Raw genomic sequence first — 24,502 nt, 5'->3', positions numbered from 1 at the left:
AGACAGCGTTAGATAGAATCTGATTTGCTTCTAAGCTGGAGTTCAGTAGACTAACTAGTGCTTTTTATCTACGTATACATAATAAAAAAAGGTAAAGCTATGAACGTTAAATTTTTTCACTGCGTGATAGTGGCAGTCGCCCTAGCAGTATTCACCTTCTTTACTGCTGATTATCTTATCACAGTTGCCTCAACTAACAGCGTATTAGCGGCCCTCGTCCTAGTCGCCGGTCTTCTCACTCCTTCCATCGCCCAACTCTTTAGTAGAAAAGCGACATCTTTCACAGCGGATTCTGCAGAAACTACTGCCGATGTTACTACATTATATGTAGGCAACCTGCCGTACCGCGCTAATGAAGATGCTGTCAAAGAGTATTTTCAAGCTCATGCAACTGTACAATCTGTTCGGTTAATGAAAGATAAGCGCACTGGAAAGCGCAAAGGGTACGGTTTTGTTGAAGTGATTTCTAATGATGTAAGCAAAGCCATCAATAAGTTAAATGATTCGGTATTCCAAGACCGAACACTGAAAGTCCGTTATGCCAAAGATAAAGTAGCCCATTAAGGCCACTGCTAAATGATGTGCACGAAAAAGGCTGGTCATAACCAGCCTTTTCTTTTATTGATTACTCACTGCAGCTGAGTCCGACTTTGGTAAGGCCTCAAGTAATTGTTGATTGAAGGTGTGAAAGCGGTTTATCGCCTGCACCAAATCAGGTACTTGGACATCTTTCATTTCATTAATGATGCCATTGATCATCGTGTTGTAGTCTTCAGGGCCCTGCAGCTTTTGCTGCGCCTTATCTAACACGTTTAGCATTTTATCAATATATTGCGCCACAGGCTTAGTGGATTTTTCTTTCTCAGAATCTACCCCACTATTGTCCTTATAATGCTGTACATAGTCATAAGCTTGCACCACTTGCGTCTGTTCAATCCGATTTAGCTGCAGTGCGAAACCAACCAACTCCTGCTTATCATAGCCTAATTCAAGCGCCTGATTAAAAGCGGTTTCAATATCTCCGCGATAAAATGTATCGGCTAAGTCATTGGCATTGGTAACGAGATCAGCAATAGAGGCAAGCTCATTTTCATTTAGCTCCCCTTTGATTTGAATACTGTAACCAGAAAACTCTAGGGTTTTCGCTTGCAAGGATTCGCTAAAAGATTGAACGCTGCCAGAAGATTGTTGCTCAGACGCCTGCTGTTCTGCTGCATTTGTTTGACTGGCGGCCTCTGTTTGCGCATCGTTCACCGAACGTGTAAATGACGTTTCATTTAGATAGGCTACACTTTGCAAATCGCGGAACGTCAAGGTGACTTCATCACCTTCTTTGGTGCGGATCACAAGACTACCATTGTTTTCCTGGCTTGCAGTTAACTGAGTTAAAGAGGATACAGTTTCAGCTGACGCATCATCAGGTCGCATCAATTGTTGTTCAAGTTCAGCAATACGTTGGGCAATCAGTTGACGGCTACTATTGATGCCTTGATCAATTTCATCGTTCATTAATCCACCGATATCCTGCTCAGCCATCTTAATGCCTTTGGCTACACCCGAGCGTGCTTGTTCGAACAAACTGGCTAACTTGGCTTCATCAGCACCACTGCGTGCCGCGCCTTTGATAACACCTCCAACAAAGCGCATCACATTCTCAGCGACTTTCTCAAAGTCGAACATCGAAGCCGGTTTATCTTTATCAAAGGTTGTTGCTTGCGCCGCCTTTTCGTCGTTAACCACAACATTTTGCTGCATTGACCCGCTGTATATCTTCAAACCAACGGTCGTTTGTGAGCTCAATACACTGATTGACACGCCGGTGCTATTTGCTACCTGCGCGGCTTGAAAATTTGCCGCCTGCTTTAAACCCTCGGCCTGAAGCTGCTTATTCAGTGCGTCACGTGGTTTTGCCGATTGCGGCTGTTCGCTATGAAAAGCCTTTATTTCGCCAAAGTTCATTTTCGATACCTCTCTATCCTCGACTTCTTATCGGCGGGTCTAAAATATAGTTTAGTGTTTTTTTAAACTACTGCGCACTACCACGTAAAACGTTACAATATGGCTTTTGAATAATCAGTTATATTGTAATGCACATTGACCCAAGCACCTATGAACAACAACTTGCAGATAAAATTGCAGATTTACGCGGTGCCTTCGCCGAGTTTGCATTGCCAGAGCTAGAGATTTTTCGCTCTCCTCCCCAGCACTATCGAATGCGGGCTGAATTTCGTGTTTGGCATGATGGCGACGACCTATACCACATCATGTTTGATCAGCAGAGCAAGCAAAAATACCGCGTCGATAGTTTTCTTCCCGCATGTGAATTGATTAATCACGCGATGGAACTGCTGATCAACTATCTCAAGCCTGTCGATAGTTTACGCAGAAAGCTGTTTCAAATTGACTATCTCTCATCCCTGTCTGGTGAACTGGTGATTAGTTTGCTTTATCACAAACCACTAGATGATGAATGGCATGCAGCAGCGACTCAACTGCGCGAAGCGCTTGGTGAGTTAGGTAAAGTTAGCATCATTGGCCGGGCGCGTAAGCAAAAGGAGATTATCGGTGATGACTTTGTTATTGAAAAGCTTACCATTAATAATCAGTCGTATACCTTCAAACACATAGAGAATAGCTTTACGCAACCTAATGCTGAAGTCAATTGCCATATGATTGAGTGGGCAAAAAAACATTGTGCTGACGTCGAAGGTGATTTGGTTGAATTTTATTGCGGCGCGGGTAATTTCAGCCTGCCCTTGGCCGAACATTTTAACCACGTAGTTGGTACCGAAATAGCTAAACCGTCGGTTGAGGCTGCGCAATTTAATATCCAAAAAAATGCACTTAACAACGTTCAGATTGTACGTTTATCAGCTGAGGAGTTTACTCAGGCTATGCGCGGTGAGCAACAGTTCAAGCGCTTAGGCGATATCGATCTCAGCGTCTTCACTTTTAATACTGTACTGGTTGATCCGCCACGCAGTGGGCTAGATAATGAGACGTTGGCGCTGGTACAAGGGTTTGATCGTGTGATTTATATTTCCTGTAACCCAATGACACTTAAAGCCAATTTGCAGGAACTTCGCAAATCCCACGAAGTAGAGGCTTTTGCTGTTTTTGACCAGTTCCCTTACACCCCCCACCTAGAATGTGGCATGGTTCTTCGAAAACGCTAAACAGCCTAGCTGGTTTTAGCTCTCGCGCCATTCTGGATAAAGCGCAATTGTTGTTTGACCCTTTCGCCGATTGCAACTCGCAACGTAGGGTCAGACTCTAACGCTTCTGCGCCGGCACTAAAGACTAGCTTCACCATAGCTTCAGCTTGCAGATATGCCAACGAATGCTCTATGTTCTGAACCTCAATTATATAGTCGGTTAATTCTTCAATAAAATGCTGGATCTCGCGCTGCACCGCGGTCCGGTATGCTGCTGACGTCCCTGTATGTTCGCGCAACAATAGTCGAAATACATTGGTATTGGCGCTAATAAACTCTAGAAATGTATTCACCGACGTATCAATAACGCCACCACCTGACTCGATCCGGCGCCGTGCTTGACGCATTAATTGACGTAATGCCAGACCCGCTTCATCAACCAGTGTCAGACCTAAATCATCAATATCCTTAAAATGGCGGTAAAAGCTCGTCGGCGCGATACCTGCCGCGCGCGCCACTTCGCGCAAACTGATCGCAGACAGGCTCCTATTTTCATCTAACAGACTAAACGCAGCATTCACAATATTTTGGCGAGTCTTTAATTTTTGTTCTTGTCTGCTCAAGGCTTTCTTCGCGATTTTTGGTGTTAATAATCGATTATTGTTACCTATATTGAGCAATGTTCCAAGCGAGCATTATTTGAATCGGTTGCACAATTCTAAAATTGACGTAAAATCAGCGAACAGTTGTACGCCGAAAATTTTATCATGAAAAAACCACCTCTTATCCCGTTAAACATTGCTGTATTTATCATCACTGGAGCTATCGCCTTTCTTGTCGCGCCACTCTGGGCTTACTTTGTTGGCTTCAATGCCGCAGAAATCGTCACCACTGTCATTCTATTTTTCTTTACCGGGATTTCGATTACGGCTGGTTATCATCGCCTCTGGTCACATAAGACCTATCAAGCTCACCCTATAGTACGATGGATTCTGGCTGTTGGTGGCGCGATGGCTGTGCAAAACAGTATTTTACATTGGTCTTCAGACCATCGTGTTCATCATCGCCACGTTGATGACAACGACAAGGATCCATATTCTGCTAAACGCGGTTTCTGGTACTCACACATGGGGTGGATGTTACGCGAGTATCAAGCACATCGTTACGATAACTATGAGAATTGCCGTGATCTACAAAAAGATCCTATTGTGATGTGGCAACACAAACATTATCTGGCGATAGTGTTTGTTGCGAATTTTGGTATCACGGGATTCTTAGGTTGGTTAAATGGGTCGATTTTTGGCATGATCATTTTGGCCGGCGTGTTTAGATTGGTTGCGGTACATCACGTGACTTTTTTCATCAATTCATTAGCACACATTTGGGGTAAACAACCTTACACCGATGGGAATACTGCCCGAGACAATGGCATCGTAGCCCTATTTACCTTTGGTGAGGGTTATCATAATTATCACCACATTTTCGAGTACGATTATCGGAATGGGATCCGATGGTGGCAATACGATCCAACAAAGTGGCTCATTCGTGGGCTATCCTTCATTGGCTTAACATGGGATTTGCGCAGAACGCCAGAAGAGCGTATCGAAAAGGCAAAAGCAAAAATGCAACTACAATATGCTCAACGCAAGGTGGCACAGTTGCCAAATGCGGAAGAGATGCTGTCGCTGATCGAGCGTGAGTATAACGTGTTAATTGAAAAAATGGGTGAGTACTACGCGACTAAGAAGCGCTTAGTCGCAATTAAAAAGCGTCATTTACAACGCTCGTTAGACGGTTTAGAGCTTATGTACAAATACAAGGAACTGAAACAAACATTGGCGATCCAGAAAGAAAAATGGCTCACCATTCATCGTTTACAATATATGCAAATGGCATAACTCAACCTAGCTGGACGACTGTAGTTTATCTAAAGGCTTGCTGATTCATTACGCAAGCCTTTTTCTTATGTGCAAAGTCAACTAGACTATCTGCAAACAATTAACATGTTGATGATCATGGGAAAAAGCAAAAAAACTGAGTCTCAAACTAGTTCTTACCAATTTGATGCCGTGGTCATTGGCACTGGTCCTGGTGGTGAAGGTGTTGCTATGCAGTTGGCCAAGGCTGGGAAAAAAGTCGCCGTCGTCGAGCGCTATGAATCAGTAGGCGGCGGTTGTACGCATTGGGGCACCATCCCGTCAAAGTCATTGCGCCATTCCGTAAGCCGCTTGGTAGAATACAACAGCACGCCACTTTTCAACGAAAACACGATTCAAACATTGACGTTTAGCGACATTATGCAGCACGCCAGTGGTGTTATCCGTAAGCAATCACAATTGCGTTCATCATTTTATAGTCGCAATCGCGTTACTTTGATCCACGGTGAAGCTAGTTTTATTGACGCACATACTATCGAAGTTAGAAAACCCGATGGGTCCATTGATAAAGTAACCACTAACCAAGTCGCCATAGCTACAGGCTCTCGTCCATATACGCCAGACGATATCGATTTCACTCATCCGAGGGTTTACCATTCAGACAGCATACTGTCGATGAAGCATGATCCCAAGACCATCATAATCTACGGTGCGGGAGTCATTGGGTCTGAGTATGCCTCGATATTTCGGGGCATGGGAGTTAAAGTTGATTTGGTTAATATGCGTGAACGTTTACTCTCTTTTCTTGATGCTGAAGTATCAGATTCTCTCAGCTATCACCTATGGAATAACGGCGTTGTTATCCGCCATAATGAAGCCTATGAGTCAGTCGAAACTCACGACGATTGTGTGATCCTGAACCTACAATCCGGTAAGCGTATGAAAGCGGATTGTTTATTGTTCGCGAATGGACGTACCGGCAATACCGACATGCTTAAGCTTGAAAATGTTGGCTTAAAATCTGACTCACGTGGGCAATTAGCGGTCAACGAACATTACCAAACTGACATAGAAAACATCTATGCCGTTGGCGATGTTATTGGTTATCCGAGCCTGGCATCCGCCGCTTATAATCAAGGGCGTTTCGCGGCCGAAGCCATGCTCGATGGTGCCAGTCATGCAAGCCTAGTGGAAGACATTCCAACCGGTATTTATACGATCCCAGAAATCAGCTCTGTGGGTAAAACCGAGCAAGAGCTTACCGCGATGAAAGTTCCCTATGAAGTAGGCCGGGCACAGTTCAAACACTTGGCAAGAGCGCAGATCGCGTCAACCTTAGTGGGCAGCCTTAAAATTCTGTTCCACCGCGAAACCAAGCAAGTGCTCGGTATACATTGCTTTGGTGAACGTGCATCAGAAATTGTGCATATCGGACAAGCGATTATGCAGCAAGAAGGTAAAGGAAATAGTATTGATTATTTCGTTAATAATACCTTTAACTACCCTACGATGGCAGAAGCCTATCGTGTCGCAGCATTGAATGGACTAAATCGGGTATTCTAATCACGCTTAAACACACGAGATAAATAGTCGCAAAACTTTGTATGCGAACGGCCTGCAATAAGCGGTGCTGAAAGTTGCTATTGGGTAATAGTGGGGTATAAAAAAACCAGCGATTGCTGGTTTTTTATCGTTTAATTATTCGACGCGTCGAGCCTTTTGGCGTAGGTTGCATCACGGTGTGCAACGACTTCGATTAGACGCAGTTCTGGATAGAATGAAACAGTTGCCATCGCATTTTCTGAACTATCTTGGGCAGCCATCACAATAGACTGCTGTGCTTCAGCAAACGCGACATTATTGTTAATCTTCGCAGCCATACACTGGCTATTAATTTCAAAAGTCTTTGCATCCATACAATCAAACGCCTTAGCATTGTCGGCGTTTGCATGCGCACCCACGGCAGCTAAAGCCAACGTGATTACTGCTAAATATTTACGCATAACTCCTCCATATCGCCATTGTTTTTTATGCCCAGAGACCATTTCGTAGGGGCATTCCAATTAGCGTATTGAAGAGTATAGCAAAAAAAGCCCGCTGATTTCAATTGCGAATCACACCAATATGACAGAATTATGACAATAAAGTCACATTTTGATGACAGCGGTTATTCTTTCTCCGCAAGAAATGCCATCAATTGATCAAAGGGCATGGGCTTAGCATAGAGGTAACCTTGAGCTTCATCACAACCTAGCTTCAGCATGTAACTTGCTTGCTCTCGCTTCTCAACGCCCTCAGCAATAGTTGCAAGGCCAAGTTTATTACCTAAGGTTACAATCGTTTCGGCAATAAAGGCATTACCACCCGGCTGGATATCACTGACGAAAGAGCGATCCACTTTCAAGCGATCCAGTGGTAACTGTTGCAAATAACTCATGGAAGAAAATCCAGTCCCAAAATCATCAATGGCAATCGCAACGCCGTACTCTTTTAGCGAGCGTAATGCATCAATAACGATTTGAGGTTCGTCCATGACCACACTTTCGGTAATTTCCAGCTCTAATAATTTTGGATCAATACCGTTTTTCTCGATTGCATCTTTAACTTTTTGAACAAAAAATCGATCCCTAAACTGAGGAATTGAAATATTTACTGCAACGCGCAGGTGAGCATACCCTTTTTCACACAATTCCTTGATACGAGCACAAGAAGCCTCAAGTACCCATTGACCGATATCGACAATCAATCCCGAGTATTCCGCTAATGGCACAAACACTGCTGGCGATATATATTTCCCATCACCATCTGGCCAGCGCAACAAGCCTTCCATTCCCACGACTTTTTCACTGACTAGGTCCACCTGTGGCTGAAACCAAAGTTCTAATTTGTGCTCGCCAAAATCCGCCCGGAGACGACGGATCATATTCAATCGCCAGGTAGTTTTCTCTTCGATTTCTGGGGCAAAGTACTCGTAATTATCGGTTAAATTTTTCTTCGCTCGGTTTAATGCGATATTGGATTGTTTCAATAACGTATTACCACGATTCCGTTCACCCGTTAAACGTGTCAAACCGATAGTAACATTCAATGGTAAAGTGTGATCGCCGGCGATGAACGAGGTCTGAAATGCTTCATTGATACGCTCGGGATTGACCACCTCTTCATCACCGATGAGGCCAAATACATCAGCACCAATACGGCCTTTTTTTATATCTTCGTCAAAGCACTGTTGCAAACGGTCGGAGACAGCACTAAGTACTTGGTTCCCCACTTCCTGACCTAATCCATCGTTGATATCAGAAAAGTGATTAATATCGATTAATGCAACATTCACCATATTATGGGACCGGATTTGATGCGGCCTATCCAACATATTGATAAACTCGTTGCGGTTAGGTAAGCGCGTTAACCAGTCTCTAAACGCTGCATTACGCAGTTGATGGAACAAGTTCACATTTTCATAGCCAACCGACACACTAGACAAAAATATCTCTAATAACTGTCTGTCTAGCTCGCTTAACTCTTTCCGCATATTCACGTAAACAGCAGCCTCAAAGCCAGAACTATTAATGTAAAGCACAGAAAAATCTGTTTCAAAGACATGCTTTTGGAATTTCAAACAACGATTGACGTGCTCGACAATGATAGGCTCATGCAATTGTTCAATTCGTTCATTGATATAAGTTGCAAAATCCCCCGCTGCGCCTAACACATATACGCCGTCATCATCTTCCTTATCTAGCACTGATCCAGCACGAGCGCAGACAACCCCTTCGGCCTCAAGCCCGATCATCGAGCTGATTTGGGTCACGATACCTTCACAAAACCCTTTGACCGAATGCTCTTCCAACAAATGGGCTGCTGACTGAATGATTTTTTGCAAACCAATCCGACTTTGATTAATCGTACGCAGCTGTTGATAGGAACGGATTGAGGCGATGACGGCGGTCATCAACTTACCGCGAGTTAACTCTGTTTTGGTTTTATAATCATTAATATCATAGGTTTTAATGACTTCTTCTTCTGGTGCATAACCTGGTTGACCGGTGCGTAAAATAATCCGTGGTTCAACCAGCCCCATTTGCTCGCGCATGTGTTTAACAACGTTGAGACCGGCGTCGTCGGTCTCCATCACAACATCCAACAAAATGATTGCTATTTCGCGCTCATATTCACCCAATATTTCAATGGCTTGCTGGCCAGTATAGGCATGTAAAAAGTTGAGTTTACGATCACTGACAATTAAGTCTGACAGTGCTAATCGGGTGACGGTATGAATTTCTTCATCATCATCGACAATTAGGATATTCCAAACCCGGTAGTTTTCTACGGGTTGCTCGTCGCTGTTATCTTCTTCTTTGAAGATCAACTCATCGTTATCGTAATCGTTAGGGACCATTAATTCTTATTAGTTATTTAGCATACCTATACGTTATCCTAACCCCATATGGCTATTTTGCAAACAATGTGTGGATTAATCTTGTGCGGTTTTAATTTATGAAAATTGAGGATTCAACGAGTATTCGAGCAAAACCAGTTTCCGCAGGCGCTAAAACTGAGAAAATAAACCGCTCATTGCAGACGTCAGCATCCAAAGCGGAGACGGCAAATAGCGCTAAAAGCGAGCGTCAGCAAAGGTCCGCTGCGACAATTCGTCGTTGGTTTGCTCAGATCGGCGTAGAAGAAAGTTCTGGTCTAGATAGTAACATTGATTTGATCCGACAAACCCAACGGCGCGAACAGTTATTGGCTCAACAACGCCTGCTAAATTTACAACGTGTATTGGAACATGCTGTCAGCGTCAATATTGAAACTGAACATGCTGATAACCTGGACCCGGATTGGTTTTTTAGTTTTTCACGCTTTGCTGAAGACATTCATGCCCCTGGCATGCAAACTTTATGGGGCAAAATCATTGCTGTCGAAGTGGCTCGTCCGGGCAGTTTCTCAATTCAAACGCTAGCCCTACTCAAACAGTTAACGCAGAAAGATGCACGGTTATTTAGCAAAGTGGCAAGCATTGCCAGCCGGCGTAAACATGACAGCTCGCCGCGTCTTTTGGTGGGCTACCATCAAAAACCCAGTGTATTTACGTGGTTTGCTCAATCGCGTAGTAAGCACATAAATCTTGCCCAACACGGGATCACCTACCCAGATCTGTTGGCGCTCATTGATATGGGGTTGCTGTTTTCCAGTGAAATCGAAACCGGTGAGCTTGATCCTGCCAAAGGCGAGACATGGCGTTGTGGTGATGAGCAATTCGAATTGAGTCCCAAGAAAAATGGCACGGCATTGGTCTATTATAAGTTTACTCGTATTGGCAGTGAGCTATATCGCCTGATATCCCGACAGCCTCGCGCAAACTATTGCAGCGATTTATTCGCCTTATTGGAGCACGCTTTTTACATCACCAAACTGTAATGCACCACTGCTCCACAAAGTTAAATACCATCACCAAATTCGTGTAAGCCGCATTCGCGTTTTAGCCCAAAGAAACGCGTATCTTGCTCACTCATGCCTTCTTGCAAACTTTGCGTTGTGTGCCAATCACCAATTGAAACATAACCTTCATCCCACAATGGATGATAGGGTAGTTGATGATCTTTTAAATAAAAGTGCAGATCTTTATTCGTCCAATCGATAATCGGCAATACCTTGAGGCGGCCACCGACCTTCTGCAACACAGGCAAGTGTTCACGTGAGTCAGATTGAGAACGGCGTAAACCCGCGAACCAAACACCAGCATTTAATTCATTTAGCGCTCGTTGCATAGGCTCAACTTTGTTCATTTTGTTATATTGCTCAATTCCCTCTATGCCCTTTTCCCATAGCTTTCCATATCGAGCTTCTTGCCATGCGGCAGAAATTTCGGCACGGTAAACATGTAAATTAAGCTTGAGCCGCTCGCAAAGCTGATCAATGAACTGATACGTCTGTGGAAACAAATACCCAGTATCGGTTAACACTACGGGAATATCCGCTTGTTGCTCTGTTAATAAATGCAACATCACCGCCGACTGTGCACCAAAACTACTGGATACAATCGCCTGTTCAGGCAGTGCCGAAAGTGCCCAGCCAATCCGCTCTTGTGCCGTCATTGATTCAAGTAACTGATTAGCTTCTGCAATCAATTCTGGTGCCGATTCAACGGAAACAGTAGGCATGTTTGCCAAGCCTGCTTGCGTTTTTATATTAACCTTACTCATAAAAATCCTTGGCCGAATTGACCACAGGTTTAATGATGCCAACGCGCACGACAAAGTCGCCGAAAGCCTCATTAGATTCACGCTCTGCAGCCCAACGAGCAATTAACTCGTCCATGTGCTGCATAATTTCATCGTGGCTGATATTTTCTTTGTACATTCGCGGGATACGAGTACCTTCGCGATTACCACCAATGTGAAAATTATATTTACCCGGTCCTTTACCTACTAAACCAACTTCAGCGAGCATTGCGCGTCCGCACCCGTTCGGGCAGCCGGTCACGCGGAAAATGATGCTGTCATCGGCTAGGCCATGTTTTGCTAATAAGCCTTCGAGTTCGGTAACTGCATCAGGTAAATAGCGCTCGGCTTCTGCCATTGCGAGGGGGCATGTGGGTAAAGAAACACACGCCATAGAGTCTTGACGTTGCACGCTAGTATTGGATTCTAGTAATCCATACTCTACTGCTAGAGCTTCTATTGCAGCTTTCTGCTCTGTAGGGACTCCTGCGATAATCAAGTTCTGATTAGCCGTTAAGCGAAAATCTCCTTGATGGATCTTAGCGATTTCAGCACAACCGGTTTTTAACGGCTTACCAGGAAAATCAAGGATCCGGCCATTTTCTATGAACAGGGTCAAGTGGTGCTTGCCATCAATACCTTCAACCCAACCAAAGCGGTCGCCACGGCCGGTAAATTCATAAGGACGACTCGCAGAGAAAGTGATCCCCGCTCGTTTTTCCACTTCAGCTTTGAACGTCTCAACACCAACACGCTCAAGGGTATATTTGGTTTTAGCGTTTTTCCGATTGACCCGATTTCCCCAATCGCGTTGTGTAGTAACCACCGCTTCAGCCACTGCCAAGGTGTCTTTAAGCGCGATAAAACCAAAATCGTCGGCTTTGCGCGGAAACGTTGATGTATCGCCGTGGGTCATGGCTAGGCCCCCACCAACCAAAACGTTGAAACCGACCAACTTGCCGTCTTCAGCAATCGCAACAAAATTCAAATCGTTAGCATGCACATCGACATCGTTTTGTGGCGGTATTACAACCGTCGTTTTAAACTTACGCGGTAAATACGTTGAGCCTAAAATTGGCTCATTATCGGTGGTTTCGAGCTTTTCACCATCCAACCAGATCTCCGCGTATGCGCGGGTTTTCGGCAATAAATGTTCACTAATTTTCTTCGCCCATTCCCAAGCTTGTTGATGCACTTCGGACTCAACAGGGTTAGAGGTACATAAAACATTCCGATTCACGTCACCGGCGGTAGCGATAGAATCAATACCAGCCTTGTTCAGGGTTTGATGCATCTGTTTAATGTGCGGTTTTAACACTCCGTGGAATTGAAATGTTTGCCGAGTGGTAAGGCGAATACTGCCGTACATAGAATAATCTTGAGCAAACTTGTCGATCACTAACCACTGCTCAGGAGTGATCACACCGCCGGGTAAGCGTGCCCGTAGCATTACATTATGCAGTGGCTCTAATTTTTGCTTGGTTCGCTCGTTACGGATATCGCGGTCATCTTGCTGGTACATGCCGTGGAAGCGGATCAGCTGGAAGTTGTCAGCACTAAATCCGCCCGTCACTGGGTCGGCTAAATCAGCTTTAATGGTGCCGCGTAAAAAGTCACTTTCACGTTTTAAGCGTTCATTGTCAGAAAGTTTACCTTCGACGATTAGATCCGGTTTATTGCTCATTAGTAAACATCCTTCTGATAACGTTTCGCTTTACGTAGGCCAACCAAGTAGGCTTTGGCTGCACTGTCGTCTAAGTTGCCATGGGTACGGATCACTTCTAACAAAGCATCCTCTACATCTTTGGCCATGCGCATTGCATCGCCACATACGTATACATGGGCACCACTTTCAAGCCATGCAAAGACGTCTTTGCCTTCCTCGATTATGCGATGTTGGACATAAATTTTTTCCGCTTGGTCACGCGAAAACGCCAAGCTAATTCGGCTTAATATGCCGCCTTTGAGATATTGTTGCCATTCCGTCTGGTACAGAAAGTCTTGAGTAAAATTAGGATTCCCAAAGAACAACCACGATGCACCTTCCGCCCCCTGCGCATCACGCTCTTGCATAAATGCTCTAAAGGGCGCAATTCCCGTACCTGGCCCTATCATAATAATTGGCGTGCTGGGATCGGCTGGGAGACGAAAATTATCATTCTTCTCCACAAAAACTTTCACCGTTTCGCCTTCTTCAACTCGTGTAGTAAGAAATCCAGAGGCGCCGCCTTGGTGACGCTTGCCACCAAATTCATAGTCAACGTGTGCGACTGTTAAATGCACCTCTTCTTCAACTTCAGCCTGACTGGAAGCTATCGAATACAAACGTGGAGTGATTGGGCGTAAGGCGTCAATCAATGCCTGAGCTTCAATTTTTGCTGGATGCTCTCGCACAATATCGACTATCTGCCGCTCTGCTAAGTACGCTCTGAACGCAGGTGCATCCTGCATAAGTTCAGCAAGCGCAGAACTCTCGGTCGCTGCGGCAAACGCTTTAACAAACCCGGGGTAGCTGAGGGTAAGTTCCAGTTTCTCCAACAATGCTTGGCGCACACTAAGCGTTTCACCTTTCACGTCGACCGATGCTTCGGGTGCAATCGCTAGTAAGTTTAGAATTTCATCGACAATGCTAGGGTCATTGGTAAACCATACGCCTAACGCATCACCTGGCTGATACTGCAATCCTGAATCTTCAAGACTAATTTCGATATGCTGGATATCCTTCACGGAGTCACGACCCGTGATCTTTTGAACTTGCAATAATGATGCTGGAAACGGATTTTGCTTGGTATAGCTAGAGGCGTTCGTTGTGCTAGCGGTCATGGCCACAACGTTACTGGCAGCATCAGATGAAGCAGCTGTTAAGTTGGTTTTTGCATATTCAACAATCTTTGTGATCCATTCAGCAGCCTGCGCTTCATAGTCGACATCACAATCAACTCGCTCCGTGATGGCTGCTGCACCGAGTTTGGCTAAACGCGCATCAAAATCCTTACCGGTTTGGCAAAAGAACTCGTAACTAGTGTCGCCTAAGCCAAGCACAGCATAATTCAATGCCGGTGTTTTAGGCGCTTTCTTGCTCGCCAAAAACTCATGTAGTTCAATTGCATCATCGGGCGCATCCCCTTCACCATGGGTGCTTACCGTAATAGCTAAGTGGGTTTCGCTCTTTAACTGACGCGGCTTATAATCAGCCATACTCACTAAGTTCGCCTTAACCCCAGCCGCCTCTAATTGTTTGTGAAGATCGACAGCAATTCCCTTCGCATTGCCGGTTTGCGAACCAAACATGACGGTGAATGTTGCGGTATCCGGGGCAGAGCTCACAGCCTGCGTGGTGGCCGCGTCTCCTGCGGCACCAGTTGCCAGGCCTGCGATGTATCCACTTACCCAGTGCAATTGATCGCGATTTAACGGCGCAATTGCCTGCGTAATTAGATTCCATTGTTCTGGGCTCAAAACACCCGGTTGTTGACCACTCACGTGAAAACTCCAAATATCAATAATCAAAGGATAGGAACGCTAACCTAGCAAATTAATTGCAAGGCTAGCGTGTGTTTTTCAAAACAGGAAAGAATTAAAAACGATTTTTTATTACTTAATTGACTTATAGACAAATCAATCAGAAGTGGAACTCAATCCCCGCAAACGCACCATCAAAGGCCAGATCGGAATACGTATCGTCTAAATCATCAAGTTCGACCGTGGTATCTCGATAACCGACTTGCAACGTCAGGTCTAAGGCTAAACTTTCAATAAAGCTATAGGTTATCGCTATCTGGTAGTCGCTTACCGTGCTATCGTCAATTGCGAGATAACTCCCCTCTGCATATACGCCAAGGCCGGTAAAGGGTAATCCAAACGCAATCCGGGAATACCCCATTGGAACGATCCCACTAAACGATTGAGTCGCAGTGAGGCTGGATGCCGCATCTTCCACAAGCAAAGTACCATCAACATGCTTACCATTGATACCGATATCAATACTGACTAAATCATTGTCAAAGATTTCGTAATACAGAATGTAGTCGGTTGTCGTTAGATCGATGTTGGTAGCGACCAAAGAATCGGCAGTAAACAATTCTCCATCGAAGGTAAACGACGACGTCAACGTAGTATTACCATTAGTATCTAAGACTGTGCGATTGATCTTTATATTCGGAACGAAAGGCACGGGGTGCTCTAAAGCTGCATACACAGCGCTGTTTGTTTGTGAATCAAAACCAAACTGAGTAATGGTTGTATCATCAGCAAAACCACCCGCTGTTGACATATCCCACCCTTGCGCACCTGCATACACACCGAGAACCGTATCTGCCAGGGCGTAAGGTGCTGAGGTTGCACTAATCAGCGCCATCGCAATAAGTGTTTTGCGCATTAAAATTAACCTTGATTGAGTAATTCAGATAACTCTATTAAAGCAGCATTTGCGCGAGAAATATAGTTGGCCATAACCAATGAGTGATTGGCTAAGGTACCGAATCCACTACCATTCAGGATCATAGGGCTCCAAACCGTTTGTTGTGTGGCTTCAAGTTCACGGATAATTTGTTGCAAACTAACAGTCGCATTTTTCTTCGCCAGCACATCTCTAAAGTCATACTCAATAGCCTTAAGGAAATGCAACAAAGCCCAACTTGCACCTCGCGCTTCGTAGAAATTATCATCTAACTTGAACCAACTGGTTTTGGTTTGCAGTTTGTGCTCCGTTGGCGTCGATTGATGCGCTTGTGGGTCGCCAGCCAAGTCTGTATTTAATACTTCTGTTCCCACACTGGCACTGAGGCGTTGTGATAAGCTCCCCAAACGCTTCTCAACTTGCTTCAACCAATCACGCAGATTGTCTGCACGTGTGTAGAACTGACTATCGTCAATGGTTTGATCACCCAATTGACTGCGATACTCACGGAGTAAATCAAGCGCATCGGAATATTGCGACTCTGCTGAAGGTAACAACCAACTACGATGATCAATATTCAGCTTCGGCTGGGCTTTTATGAGCATGGGATTTTCGACTGACTGCGACTGCGAGCGACTGAAATCCTTGCGCATTGCTAACGCAAGGTCACGCATCATCTCTAGCGCCCCAAACTCCCACGCTGGCATGTTATCGATAAACAGTGATGGCGGCGTTACATCATTAGCAAGATAACCACCGGGTTTGTTGAGCAACGTGTCGCCAACTTCAATCAACGCGGTAGAAACTGTATAACCAGCGACTAAGGTTTCATTACTATCCAATGCGTGTTGACTGGCTCGCTCGCTGACATCAAACACCTCGGGTTCGTTGCTCCAGTACCAACCAATCATCGTCATCAAGATGAGGATTACTGCGGCCGCAATAGTGATAGTTTTACCCGTCAAAAATGATTTCATAATTCCCTTAAACAATCTGCTGTGTGATATTTCATAGATACCCTAATAGTAGTCTAGCTGATCACTTTGTTGAAGGCTTAGGTCGCGACCTGATTATCGCGACACAGTAAATATACACCTATACCCATGGCTACTGGCCAGAAGATACTCAATCCCATAGCGGCAAAAGACACTACAGCGACAATCACCGCAACCACAAACAAAATGATGATGCCGGTTGCCATAATCGTTGCCAACAGTACAAAGGCAGCAACTAGCGCCAGCAAGCCAAAAAACCACTCACCAGCTTGAAGATGGATATCTTGTAGATCAAGGTGAAAATGCATGTTGTCTAACCATGAATAATCAACCCAATAAAATAATGTCCATACGATCAACAGTGCAATGAGTAGTTTGCGCATTTTACCGCTCCTTTAACAGCATGCTGGCAATTAGATAAGCCATGCCACAAAACATCGGCGCAATAAACATGCCGATAACCATGGCGACACGCACATAGAAAACATCGAATTCAAAATGTCTGGCTAATCCACCCGCTAATCCTGTGATAATTTTTTCGTGGCGGCTGCGATAAAGACTACTAAGATCAAATTCCTGTTTCATAATCCCCTCCTACAAGGTGTGTGCCACTGAGCTGAGATTGAACCAGTCGGTGGCATATTCACTTAATGCCGAGTGCTACCGCCTAAACTAGGCGGCTTGGGCACTTTTTTGATTGCTTTTCTTGCTGTCTTTAGTTTGAGCTGCCTTAGCATTGACTTTAGCCTTAAGCTGCGCCAGCGCACTTTCTACTGACTCGTCTTTCTCTAGAGCTGCAAAATCTTGTGCCAGCTGTTGCGACGAAGGTACAATGTCAAATGCATCTACTTGTGCTTCCAGCGTTTCTACACGCGTCTCGTAATGCTCAAAACGAGCCATCGCTTTTGTAATAGCATCACTATTTACGCTTTGTTTGGCATGTAAACGCACTACTGAGTTTTGCTTGCGTGCAACTAAGCTTTTCTGTTTACTGCGCGCTTCACTCAATTTGGCTTGCAGACGCGCGGTATCGTCTTGAATACTGGTAATCAATTCAGCCAATTGGGCTTTCTGTTGCACCAATTCAGCTAATGCTTGTTCGGTTGCATGTTTTTCACTCAAGGCTGCACGAGCTAGATCGTCACGCTCTTTGGTGACAGCTAATTCCGCCTTTTTGCCCCACTCTGCCACTTTGCTTTCAGCATCGGCGATTTTACGGTCGAGCATTTTCTGCTCTGCCAAATTTTTCGCTGCCACCGAGCGGATCTCAACGAGCGTCTCCTCCATTTCTTGGATGATTAGGCGAATGACCTTCTCCGGATCTTCCGCTTTATCAAGCATGGCATTAATATTTGATTGAACGATATCTGAAATACGTGAAAACATTCCCATGGTTTCTCTCCTCAATTAACTTATTCTGATTTAGGTAATTCTTTGTCTTGCGATGCGGTTGCGGTCAATTCAGTGACTTTAACTTTCGCTTTAATGTCATTGTCGTGCTCAGAAATACTGTGAGCGGTATTCGCCACAGCTTCGGCTGCTTGATTCTGCAATTCATCGACCGTAATTTCGACAACACTGGTTAACATGCGGCTAACCATACTTTGTAAGACATTTTCCTGTGCCATCGCAGCAGGGCTTAACAGACTTGCGCCAAGAACCAATGTCGCTGTAATGCGTGTCATAACTTTCATAATCCATTCCCTCTATCGTGGTATTCACCGTTGACTTGGAATAGTTGTAGCGAAGCTTGTGCCAATTCTGCAAAATCAGCACAGGCTATTGTTTTATAATTGTTTTTTAACCCGGCAGGTAAATTGGTGAAAGGTAACTTCAGCGTTCCAAAAGTTAAGGTTGGTCAAATTAACCACATTGCATAGTCATTCTGACCAAATTGTGAACAGGTCTTTTAGGAGGCTAACGAAGAGCGTTGTCGCACTTGCTCTGCTGCGGTTAAAACGGCATCTAAACCATGCAGCACGATATCGGGCTGTGGATTACGCCCGGTACCATTTTGACTAAGGTAACGGCGCCATACCCGACCACCAGGCTGCCCTTGAAACAAGCCCAACATATGCCGCGCGATGTGCCATTCACGTGCTCCCGCAGCAACTTCTTGGCGGATATAATCGCTCATTTTCGTAACAATCTGCTCACGCGTTAAAGCCGGCGTTTTTTGCCCAAAAATTTCGTGATCAGCTGCAGCCAGCAAATACGGATTCGCGTAGATTTCTCGCCCAATCATTACGCCGTCAACATACTCAAGATGCTTGTGCGCCTCGGCAAAGGACTTAATACCGCCGTTAATACTGATTGAGAGTTCTGGGAATTCCCGTTTTAACGCATACACTCGTGGATAACATAACGGGGGTATATCACGGTTTTCCTTCGGGCTAAGGCCCTGTAGCCAAGCTTTGCGTGCATGTACAATAAACGTATCACAACCAGCCGCAGCGACTGTTTGAATAAAGTTGCTCAGGTCGGCATATTCATCCATATCATCGATTCCGATGCGACATTTTACCGTGACTGGAATGTCTACTTCAGATTGCATGGCTTTTACACAGTCTGCCACCAATGTTGGTTCAGCCATCAAGCACGCACCAAAACGACCGTTTTGCACGCGGTCTGAGGGACATCCAACGTTTATATTTACTTCATCGTAGCCACGCTCTTGCGCCAACGCAGCACATCGAGCCATTGCACTGGTATCGGATCCGCCCAGTTGCAACGCAACAGGATGCTCAGCCGCGTTAAATTGCAGGTAATCGCCTTTGCCATAAATAATTGCCCCCGTGGTTACCATTTCGGTATAGAGCAGGGTGTACTGTGACATCAAGCGATAAAAGTAACGGCAATGCTTGTCTGTCCAATCCAGCATGGGTGCCACAGATAGTCGTCGATGCTGTTCCAGATTGTTCACGCTGATTGCCTTTTACTTGAGGATAAAAAATTGCACGAGGATGATATCACTTCCCCCATGAGATTTAAAAAGTTACGGCGATTTGCGTTCTGAGGTTAGATTTCACTATTAACCAGTAATTGGGAACGTCGTTGTTTTGTGCATCAGCCGTTAGAGCGGCAATGAGCGGTTAGGCGTCACTCAGTTTGTCTTTGGTAATATGCACTATTGCTATCTTTCGATTACTAAATGCAGACATTCAAATAAACCTGGTGTAATATTGCACCAGTTAATAACTATTGGAGTGAACATCATGCCTCGTCAAAGTATTACTCTGACTGAAAAGAATGATGCGTGGCTCAAAAGTCATGTTGAAGAAATTCGAGATTATGCAAACAAAAGTGAACTCGTAAATGATTTAATTCGTCGAGCCAGACGCGCAGAGGCCATTAATCAAAAGCTGGTAAGTGCAGAGAGAAGTGGATTCATTGAGCAATCACCCAAAGAGATGCTGAAAGAGTTCAAAGCTGAATTAAAACGATAAATGAACAACTACAAGATATCGCTAAATGCTAAAGAGGATCTTAGACGTATATATACATATGGATTTGTTGAATTTGGCGAACTCCAGTCAGATAAGTATTTCGAAGGCTTTTTTCATGCATTTGAAAAAATAGCGAGTAATCCATCTTCATACCAATCAGTTGACCATATTCGACCGGGTTACCGACGTTGCGCCTATGGTTCTGACAGTATCTATTATCGTGTCAATGGTGTTGAAGTTGAAATAATGGCAATTCTGGGTGGGCAAGATATGGATGAATGGCTTTAGACCACTCAAAACCTCAAACCTCAGTGTACGCCTTTTTTTCAAGTACTTCACAAGTCTAATAAAACCTTACCGCCAGCCAATCGCACTCAGCCTACCTAAAAAAACCAACCTCCAATCACCATATACAGATTTAATCGTTACGATAAAAAAAAGTCACTCAAATAACCTCTGTGGATACTTGCGTTGGGGCAAGAATAGCCTATATTCCACGCGTCTTTTGATTACACTTTATACCTCGTGGCCAAACCATTAATCGTTACCGATTCCGAAATTGATATCGGTACCAATGACATTCCGGTCGAACTCTTTGCTGACTATTTAGCTCATTACCCGAAAAAGGGCGAGCCCAAAATGTTAGTAATCAATTTGTGTGACACTAGCCGCTATTTAGGCGAGGGCTACTATTGTTCATTGTTAGCGGAAGCCCGCAAGCACCAAGTGTTGCCGAGCGTTAGTACCATCAATGATTTAAAGCTGGACGCCCATGGTCAGGCCCGTCAAGTAGCCTTGACCAACACCCAAAGCAAACACCTAAAACTGGATGAAAGTATTGAGTTGTTGGTATTTTTTGGCCAATGCGCGAATGATCACTATCGTAAGCTCGCTAAATACCTGTTTGGTTTATTCCCAACACCGATTCTTAAAGTCGAATTGAGTAAGACTCAAACTGTTGCGTTAGCCTCAGTCCAAGCGGTATCGGTTGAAAGCCTTAAGGCAGAGGAAGCTGAACTATTTGCTACAGCTTTACAGCGTTTCACTCAGTCAACCTTTCAGGGGGCGCGAAGCAGTAAAACGGCGCGCTGGGATATGGCTATCCTGTATAACCCTGAAGAGAAAACCCCGCCAAGCGACAGCAAAGCGTTAGCCAATTTCGTGAAAGCTGCGCAACGTGTTGGCATCGATGCAGAACTGATCACACCTGACCAAGTCCATTTAATCGACACCTATGACGCGCTATTTATTCGCGAGACAACAGCTATCAATCATCATACATACCGCATAGCACGGCGTGCCGAACAACATGGCTTAGTCGTAATAGATGATGCCACGTCGATCTTACGCTGTTGCAATAAAGTGTTCTTACAGGATGCCTTTACCTACAGTCAGGTGCCAGCGCCACGCAGTGAGTTTATTTCAACCTGCACCGATGCCACCTGTGCAGACTTGGAAGATCGCTACGGTTATCCCATGGTACTCAAATTACCTGAAAGTGCGTTCTCGCTGGGCGTACATAAAGTCGAAAGCCGCGACGAATTGCGCACGCGACTCACACTGATGCTCGAGCATTCCTCAATTGTGCTGGTGCAGGAGTTTTTGTTTACTGACTACGATTGGCGCATTGGAGTGCTCAATGGTAAGCCGATTTATGCGTGTCGCTATTTTATGGCACGCAACCATTGGCAAATTTATAACCATGAGTCGAAAAAAGACTTTAGTGGTGGGTTTGAAACTTTGCCGACTTTTGAAGTTCCTCGACCAGTCCTGGATGCTGCAGTGCGAGCAAGTGCAGTCATAGGTAAAGGCCTCTATGGCGTGGACATTAAGCAAATTCAAAATAAAGTCTACGTGATTGAAGTTAATGACAACCCATCCATAGAATCCAAAGTTGAAGATGCCTATTTGGGTAAAGAACTCTACACCATCATCATGGAGGAATTTGCGCAACGGTTGGAGGCTCGGGGCCGCTAACCATGTTGAAATTGGATTCGGTGATTTTTCGTGCGGCGCAGCGCTCCGATGTTGCCCCTCTTTACGCACTAGAATGTGAAGCCTTTGTTACTGACCGCTTGTCAACCAAACGATTTAAGCACTGGGTTGGCGCCGACAATTGCATTTTTATAGTCGCTGAAGCTAACAACCAGTTGCTAGGTTATGGGCTGGTTTTGCTGCGCAAAGGTACTCAGCTTGCCCGCCTATACTCTATTGCTATCAGCCCCTCCACCCGGGGCTCAGGGCTGGGTGCAGCTCTGCTGGAACGGCTCGAGCAAGCCGCGCTCAAGCAAGACCGTTTGTTTATGCGCCTAGAGGTTGCAGAGAATAATGCTGCAGCTATCGCCTTATACAAACGTGCTGGCTATGAGCCATTTGGCGTTTATGCAGAGTACTACGCCAACAATATTGATGCGATTCGGATGCATAAGCCTATTCGTCAGTTAGCTGTGCAAACGTTGTTACCGCGTTATCCATGGTATCGTCAAACCACCGAATTTACTTGTGGACCGTCAGCACTCTTAATGGCCATGCATCATCTGGATGACAATATACAGATGACCCAACACCACGAGTTAGCCCTATGGCGAGAGGCGACCTCAATCTACATGACCTCCGGCCATGGCGGCTGTCATCCCTATGGGTTAGCTCTCGCGGCTCACCGGCGTAATTTTGCTGTTGAAGTTTATGTGTCATACGCGGAAGGGCTTTTCATCGACGGGGTTCGCAGTGCTGAAAAGAAACACATCATGCAGGTTGTAGAGCAAACGTTTCGTGACGAGATAGAGCAAACGGCTATTCCATTACACGAGACGACGCCTGCATTAGACACCTTAAAACAGCATTTGGCCCAAGGTGATGCCATTGTGGGTTTGATTAGTACCTATCACCTTAGTAACAGTAAAACCCCCCATTGGGTTTGCATCACCCACATTGATGAAGCCTGTTTCTACTTGCATGATCCAGATGCCGAAAGTGAAACCACCAATCCGCTGGAATATCAGCATATACCGATAAGTAACCAGGATTTCCTCAAGATGTCTGGGTATGGCAAACAAAAACTACGCGCATTTATCATCTTGCGACGGTGCTAAGTTGGCGTTTTATTAATTTTATCGTATAGCCAATTAATAATGTCACGCCATGTGATAACCCCAACTGGCTTACCCTCTGAATTGACTACCGGTAAACAAGAAACCTTATACTGTTTAAATGTAGTTATCGCGTGCTTTAGCGAATCACCCTGACGAATACAGACGAGTTTCCGTTTTACAATCTGATGAACGCGTTTATCTAAGGTTGCCAAATCTTTCGCGCGTGCGGCTGGTAAATCAACCGTAGGCGTTGTTGCTTTGAAGTAGTCGCGATCAGAAATGACCGCCACTAATACGTGATTTTTATCAACGACTAACAGGTGGTGGAAGCGGTGTTTGATAAATAAATCCCGCACCACCTTTAAGCGATCATCCATGTCCACGGTGACCACGTTTTTCGTCATCAAATTATCCACAGCCATCGGTTCTTGCGCTCCTCTTACTCAACTTCAGCGGCAAACAGATACTTAGCGTGGAAGGCCAAGTGTTGATCAATGAAGGTAGCAATAAAGTAATAACTGTGGTCATAGCCTGTATGCAGAGAGTAGTTCAGGCTAAGATCATTGCCCTGTGCCGCTTTGATCAAACTGTCGGGCATTAGCTGCTCTGGCAGAAACTCATCGTCGCTGCCCTGATCAATACGTATTGGCAAAATTTCTGTTGCCTGCGACATTAACTCAGTGGCATCGTACATCGCCCATTTGGTTTTGTCGTTTCCAAGGTAACCTGTGAATGCCTTTTGTCCCCACCCGCATTCCATCGGATGGCAAATTGGACTAAAAGCAGAAATCGAGCGGTACGCTGCAGATTCGCGCAACCCAATCACTAAGGCACCATGACCGCCCATAGAGTGACCACTGATGCTCTTAACCTGAGTCACATTAAAGTGCGCCTCAATCACTTGCGGTAATTCCTGCGTGACATAGTCATACATATTGTAATTGAGTGCGAACTCAGGTTGTGTCGCATTCAGGTAAAAACCGGCACCTAAACCAAAGTCGTACGCACCATCTGGATCATCGGCAACACCATACCCACGCGGGCTGGTATCCGGCATAACGATAGCGATATTAAGGTCCGCCGCGGCACGAAACGCCCCTGCTTTTTGAGCAAAATTCTGGTCATTGCAGGTGAGGCCCGAGAGCCAGTACAACACTGGCACTGGCTTGGGTTCAGTACCTTGAGTCGCCAATGGCGGCAAAAATATACTAGCAGTCATGGTGCAATGATTAACATTCGAAGGATGCTCAAAGCGGATCAACAGGCCCTCAAAAATCCGCTGCGTCGATAGAACTTGCATAATGGCTCACCTAC

At 45.2% G+C, this 24,502-nt stretch carries 25 protein-coding genes; 9 read left to right on the top strand and 16 right to left on the bottom strand.

The genetic code is table 11. The features are described from left to right. Positions 1-99: 99 nt before the first annotated feature. Complete coding sequence (locus AC121Z_RS03050) at positions 100-564, top strand: RNA recognition motif domain-containing protein (RefSeq protein WP_498126576.1); 465 nt, start codon at positions 100-102, stop codon at positions 562-564. 54 nt (positions 565-618) lie between these two features. Here AC121Z_RS03050 and AC121Z_RS03045 read toward each other — a convergent pair whose 3' ends face one another. After that, positions 619-1,959, bottom strand: a complete 1,341-nt coding sequence (locus AC121Z_RS03045) for a DUF5610 domain-containing protein (RefSeq protein WP_498126574.1) — start codon at positions 1,957-1,959, stop codon at positions 619-621. Positions 1,960-2,087: 128 nt separating this feature from the next. Between AC121Z_RS03045 and trmA the strand changes: the two genes are divergently transcribed. Next, positions 2,088-3,176, top strand: a complete 1,089-nt coding sequence (trmA, locus tag AC121Z_RS03040) for a tRNA (uridine(54)-C5)-methyltransferase TrmA (protein ID WP_498126572.1) — start codon at positions 2,088-2,090, stop codon at positions 3,174-3,176. 5 nt (positions 3,177-3,181) lie between these two features. Here the strand turns inward: trmA and fabR are convergent, their stop codons facing one another. Continuing rightward, positions 3,182-3,778: an HTH-type transcriptional repressor FabR gene (gene fabR / locus AC121Z_RS03035; RefSeq protein WP_498126570.1), complete on the bottom strand. Its 597-nt coding sequence runs from the start codon at positions 3,776-3,778 to the stop codon at positions 3,182-3,184. Between the two features lie 144 nt (positions 3,779-3,922). Between fabR and AC121Z_RS03030 the strand changes: the two genes are divergently transcribed. Continuing rightward, positions 3,923-5,053, top strand: coding sequence for an acyl-CoA desaturase (locus AC121Z_RS03030; RefSeq protein WP_498126568.1), 1,131 nt, complete (start codon positions 3,923-3,925; stop codon positions 5,051-5,053). A gap of 117 nt (positions 5,054-5,170) precedes the next feature. Continuing rightward, positions 5,171-6,595, top strand: a complete 1,425-nt coding sequence (gene sthA / locus AC121Z_RS03025) for a Si-specific NAD(P)(+) transhydrogenase (RefSeq protein WP_498126566.1) — start codon at positions 5,171-5,173, stop codon at positions 6,593-6,595. A 131-nt stretch (positions 6,596-6,726) separates the two neighbouring features. Here the strand turns inward: sthA and AC121Z_RS03020 are convergent, their stop codons facing one another. Both AC121Z_RS03020 and AC121Z_RS03015 read right to left on the bottom strand, forming a co-directional pair. Further along, a complete protein-coding gene (locus AC121Z_RS03020) occupies positions 6,727-7,035 on the bottom strand; it encodes a pyridine nucleotide transhydrogenase (protein WP_498126564.1) in 309 nt (102 codons plus the stop codon). A gap of 164 nt (positions 7,036-7,199) precedes the next feature. Beyond that, the gene (locus AC121Z_RS03015) at positions 7,200-9,431 is read right to left on the bottom strand and encodes a bifunctional diguanylate cyclase/phosphodiesterase (protein ID WP_498126562.1); all 2,232 of its coding nucleotides are present in this window, start codon (positions 9,429-9,431) and stop codon (positions 7,200-7,202) included. Positions 9,432-9,529: 98 nt separating this feature from the next. Between AC121Z_RS03015 and AC121Z_RS03010 the strand changes: the two genes are divergently transcribed. Next, the gene (locus AC121Z_RS03010) at positions 9,530-10,453 is read left to right on the top strand and encodes a TIGR03899 family protein (RefSeq protein WP_498126560.1); all 924 of its coding nucleotides are present in this window, start codon (positions 9,530-9,532) and stop codon (positions 10,451-10,453) included. A gap of 20 nt (positions 10,454-10,473) precedes the next feature. Here AC121Z_RS03010 and AC121Z_RS03005 read toward each other — a convergent pair whose 3' ends face one another. The 10 genes from AC121Z_RS03005 to dusA all read right to left on the bottom strand — a co-directional run bounded on the left by AC121Z_RS03005 (position 10,474) and on the right by dusA (position 19,573). Next, positions 10,474-11,196, bottom strand: a complete 723-nt coding sequence (locus AC121Z_RS03005; RefSeq protein ID WP_498128130.1) for a phosphoadenylyl-sulfate reductase — start codon at positions 11,194-11,196, stop codon at positions 10,474-10,476. Positions 11,197-11,230: 34 nt separating this feature from the next. Beyond that, a complete protein-coding gene (gene cysI / locus AC121Z_RS03000) occupies positions 11,231-12,940 on the bottom strand; it encodes an assimilatory sulfite reductase (NADPH) hemoprotein subunit (protein ID WP_498126559.1) in 1,710 nt (569 codons plus the stop codon). Further along, a complete protein-coding gene (locus tag AC121Z_RS02995) occupies positions 12,940-14,739 on the bottom strand; it encodes an assimilatory sulfite reductase (NADPH) flavoprotein subunit (protein ID WP_498126557.1) in 1,800 nt (599 codons plus the stop codon). Before AC121Z_RS02995 ends, cysI begins: the two co-directional genes overlap by 1 nt. A gap of 139 nt (positions 14,740-14,878) precedes the next feature. Then, positions 14,879-15,634 (bottom strand): TIGR04219 family outer membrane beta-barrel protein, encoded by a 756-nt coding sequence (locus tag AC121Z_RS02990; RefSeq protein WP_498126555.1) that lies wholly within the window; start codon positions 15,632-15,634, stop codon positions 14,879-14,881. 5 nt (positions 15,635-15,639) lie between these two features. Next, entirely contained in the window at positions 15,640-16,632 is a 993-nt protein-coding gene (locus AC121Z_RS02985; protein WP_498126554.1) for a DUF2333 family protein, read from the bottom strand. 77 nt (positions 16,633-16,709) lie between these two features. Next, positions 16,710-17,033 carry a hypothetical protein gene (locus AC121Z_RS02980; RefSeq protein WP_498126552.1) on the bottom strand — a complete coding sequence of 108 codons (324 nt, stop codon included), beginning with the start codon at positions 17,031-17,033 and terminating at the stop codon, positions 16,710-16,712. Position 17,034: 1 nt separating this feature from the next. Further along, on the bottom strand, positions 17,035-17,235 hold the full coding sequence (locus AC121Z_RS02975) for a PspC domain-containing protein (protein ID WP_498126550.1): 201 nt from the start codon (positions 17,233-17,235) through the stop codon (positions 17,035-17,037). Positions 17,236-17,322: 87 nt separating this feature from the next. Beyond that, positions 17,323-18,042: a phage shock protein PspA gene (gene pspA, locus AC121Z_RS02970; RefSeq protein ID WP_498126548.1), complete on the bottom strand. Its 720-nt coding sequence runs from the start codon at positions 18,040-18,042 to the stop codon at positions 17,323-17,325. Positions 18,043-18,062: 20 nt separating this feature from the next. Continuing rightward, positions 18,063-18,344, bottom strand: a complete 282-nt coding sequence (locus tag AC121Z_RS02965; RefSeq protein WP_498126547.1) for a hypothetical protein — start codon at positions 18,342-18,344, stop codon at positions 18,063-18,065. A 215-nt stretch (positions 18,345-18,559) separates the two neighbouring features. Beyond that, positions 18,560-19,573, bottom strand: coding sequence for a tRNA dihydrouridine(20/20a) synthase DusA (gene dusA, locus AC121Z_RS02960; RefSeq protein WP_498126545.1), 1,014 nt, complete (start codon positions 19,571-19,573; stop codon positions 18,560-18,562). A gap of 292 nt (positions 19,574-19,865) precedes the next feature. Between dusA and AC121Z_RS02955 the strand changes: the two genes are divergently transcribed. The 4 genes from AC121Z_RS02955 (at position 19,866) to AC121Z_RS02940 (ending at position 23,188) form a co-directional block, all read left to right on the top strand. Beyond that, the gene (locus AC121Z_RS02955; protein WP_498126543.1) at positions 19,866-20,096 is read left to right on the top strand and encodes a ribbon-helix-helix domain-containing protein; all 231 of its coding nucleotides are present in this window, start codon (positions 19,866-19,868) and stop codon (positions 20,094-20,096) included. Beyond that, positions 20,097-20,384 carry a type II toxin-antitoxin system RelE/ParE family toxin gene (locus AC121Z_RS02950; protein ID WP_498126542.1) on the top strand — a complete coding sequence of 96 codons (288 nt, stop codon included), beginning with the start codon at positions 20,097-20,099 and terminating at the stop codon, positions 20,382-20,384. A gap of 237 nt (positions 20,385-20,621) precedes the next feature. Beyond that, entirely contained in the window at positions 20,622-22,073 is a 1,452-nt protein-coding gene (locus tag AC121Z_RS02945) for a RimK family ATP-grasp domain-containing protein (protein ID WP_498126541.1), read from the top strand. Positions 22,074-22,075: 2 nt separating this feature from the next. Then, positions 22,076-23,188, top strand: coding sequence for a GNAT family N-acetyltransferase/peptidase C39 family protein (locus AC121Z_RS02940; protein ID WP_498126539.1), 1,113 nt, complete (start codon positions 22,076-22,078; stop codon positions 23,186-23,188). Here AC121Z_RS02940 and AC121Z_RS02935 read toward each other — a convergent pair. Together AC121Z_RS02935 and fghA are read right to left on the bottom strand one after the other, a co-directional pair. Continuing rightward, entirely contained in the window at positions 23,185-23,592 is a 408-nt protein-coding gene (locus AC121Z_RS02935; protein WP_498126537.1) for a CBS domain-containing protein, read from the bottom strand. The two genes, AC121Z_RS02940 and AC121Z_RS02935, sit on opposite strands and share 4 nt — an antisense overlap. A gap of 35 nt (positions 23,593-23,627) precedes the next feature. Next, complete coding sequence (fghA, locus tag AC121Z_RS02930) at positions 23,628-24,488, bottom strand: S-formylglutathione hydrolase (protein ID WP_498126535.1); 861 nt, start codon at positions 24,486-24,488, stop codon at positions 23,628-23,630. Positions 24,489-24,502 lie beyond the last annotated feature (14 nt).

It is taken from the genome of Alteromonas sp. DYW1 (assembly GCF_059752595.1).
This window is presented reverse-complemented; position numbering and strand designations above follow the sequence as displayed.

What these genes read in the sequence shown, in the direction of transcription:
- AC121Z_RS03050 (WP_498126576.1), top strand. Translation starts at nt 100, where the DNA reads ATGAACGTTAAATTTTTTCACTGCGTGATAGTGGCAGTCGCCCTAGCA.
- AC121Z_RS03045 (WP_498126574.1), bottom strand. Translation starts at nt 1,959, where the DNA reads ATGAACTTTGGCGAAATAAAGGCTTTTCATAGCGAACAGCCGCAATCG.
- trmA (WP_498126572.1), top strand. Translation starts at nt 2,088, where the DNA reads ATGCACATTGACCCAAGCACCTATGAACAACAACTTGCAGATAAAATT.
- AC121Z_RS03030 (WP_498126568.1), top strand. Translation starts at nt 3,923, where the DNA reads ATGAAAAAACCACCTCTTATCCCGTTAAACATTGCTGTATTTATCATC.
- sthA (WP_498126566.1), top strand. Translation starts at nt 5,171, where the DNA reads ATGGGAAAAAGCAAAAAAACTGAGTCTCAAACTAGTTCTTACCAATTT.
- AC121Z_RS03020 (WP_498126564.1), bottom strand. Translation starts at nt 7,035, where the DNA reads ATGCGTAAATATTTAGCAGTAATCACGTTGGCTTTAGCTGCCGTGGGT.
- AC121Z_RS03015 (WP_498126562.1), bottom strand. Translation starts at nt 9,431, where the DNA reads ATGGTCCCTAACGATTACGATAACGATGAGTTGATCTTCAAAGAAGAA.
- AC121Z_RS03010 (WP_498126560.1), top strand. Translation starts at nt 9,530, where the DNA reads ATGAAAATTGAGGATTCAACGAGTATTCGAGCAAAACCAGTTTCCGCA.
- AC121Z_RS03005 (WP_498128130.1), bottom strand. Translation starts at nt 11,196, where the DNA reads ATGCCTACTGTTTCCGTTGAATCGGCACCAGAATTGATTGCAGAAGCT.
- cysI (WP_498126559.1), bottom strand. Translation starts at nt 12,940, where the DNA reads ATGAGCAATAAACCGGATCTAATCGTCGAAGGTAAACTTTCTGACAAT.
- AC121Z_RS02990 (WP_498126555.1), bottom strand. Translation starts at nt 15,634, where the DNA reads ATGCGCAAAACACTTATTGCGATGGCGCTGATTAGTGCAACCTCAGCA.
- AC121Z_RS02985 (WP_498126554.1), bottom strand. Translation starts at nt 16,632, where the DNA reads ATGAAATCATTTTTGACGGGTAAAACTATCACTATTGCGGCCGCAGTA.
- AC121Z_RS02980 (WP_498126552.1), bottom strand. Translation starts at nt 17,033, where the DNA reads ATGCGCAAACTACTCATTGCACTGTTGATCGTATGGACATTATTTTAT.
- AC121Z_RS02975 (WP_498126550.1), bottom strand. Translation starts at nt 17,235, where the DNA reads ATGAAACAGGAATTTGATCTTAGTAGTCTTTATCGCAGCCGCCACGAA.
- pspA (WP_498126548.1), bottom strand. Translation starts at nt 18,042, where the DNA reads ATGGGAATGTTTTCACGTATTTCAGATATCGTTCAATCAAATATTAAT.
- AC121Z_RS02965 (WP_498126547.1), bottom strand. Translation starts at nt 18,344, where the DNA reads ATGAAAGTTATGACACGCATTACAGCGACATTGGTTCTTGGCGCAAGT.
- AC121Z_RS02955 (WP_498126543.1), top strand. Translation starts at nt 19,866, where the DNA reads ATGCCTCGTCAAAGTATTACTCTGACTGAAAAGAATGATGCGTGGCTC.
- AC121Z_RS02950 (WP_498126542.1), top strand. Translation starts at nt 20,097, where the DNA reads ATGAACAACTACAAGATATCGCTAAATGCTAAAGAGGATCTTAGACGT.
- AC121Z_RS02940 (WP_498126539.1), top strand. Translation starts at nt 22,076, where the DNA reads ATGTTGAAATTGGATTCGGTGATTTTTCGTGCGGCGCAGCGCTCCGAT.
- AC121Z_RS02935 (WP_498126537.1), bottom strand. Translation starts at nt 23,592, where the DNA reads ATGACGAAAAACGTGGTCACCGTGGACATGGATGATCGCTTAAAGGTG.
- fghA (WP_498126535.1), bottom strand. Translation starts at nt 24,488, where the DNA reads ATGCAAGTTCTATCGACGCAGCGGATTTTTGAGGGCCTGTTGATCCGC.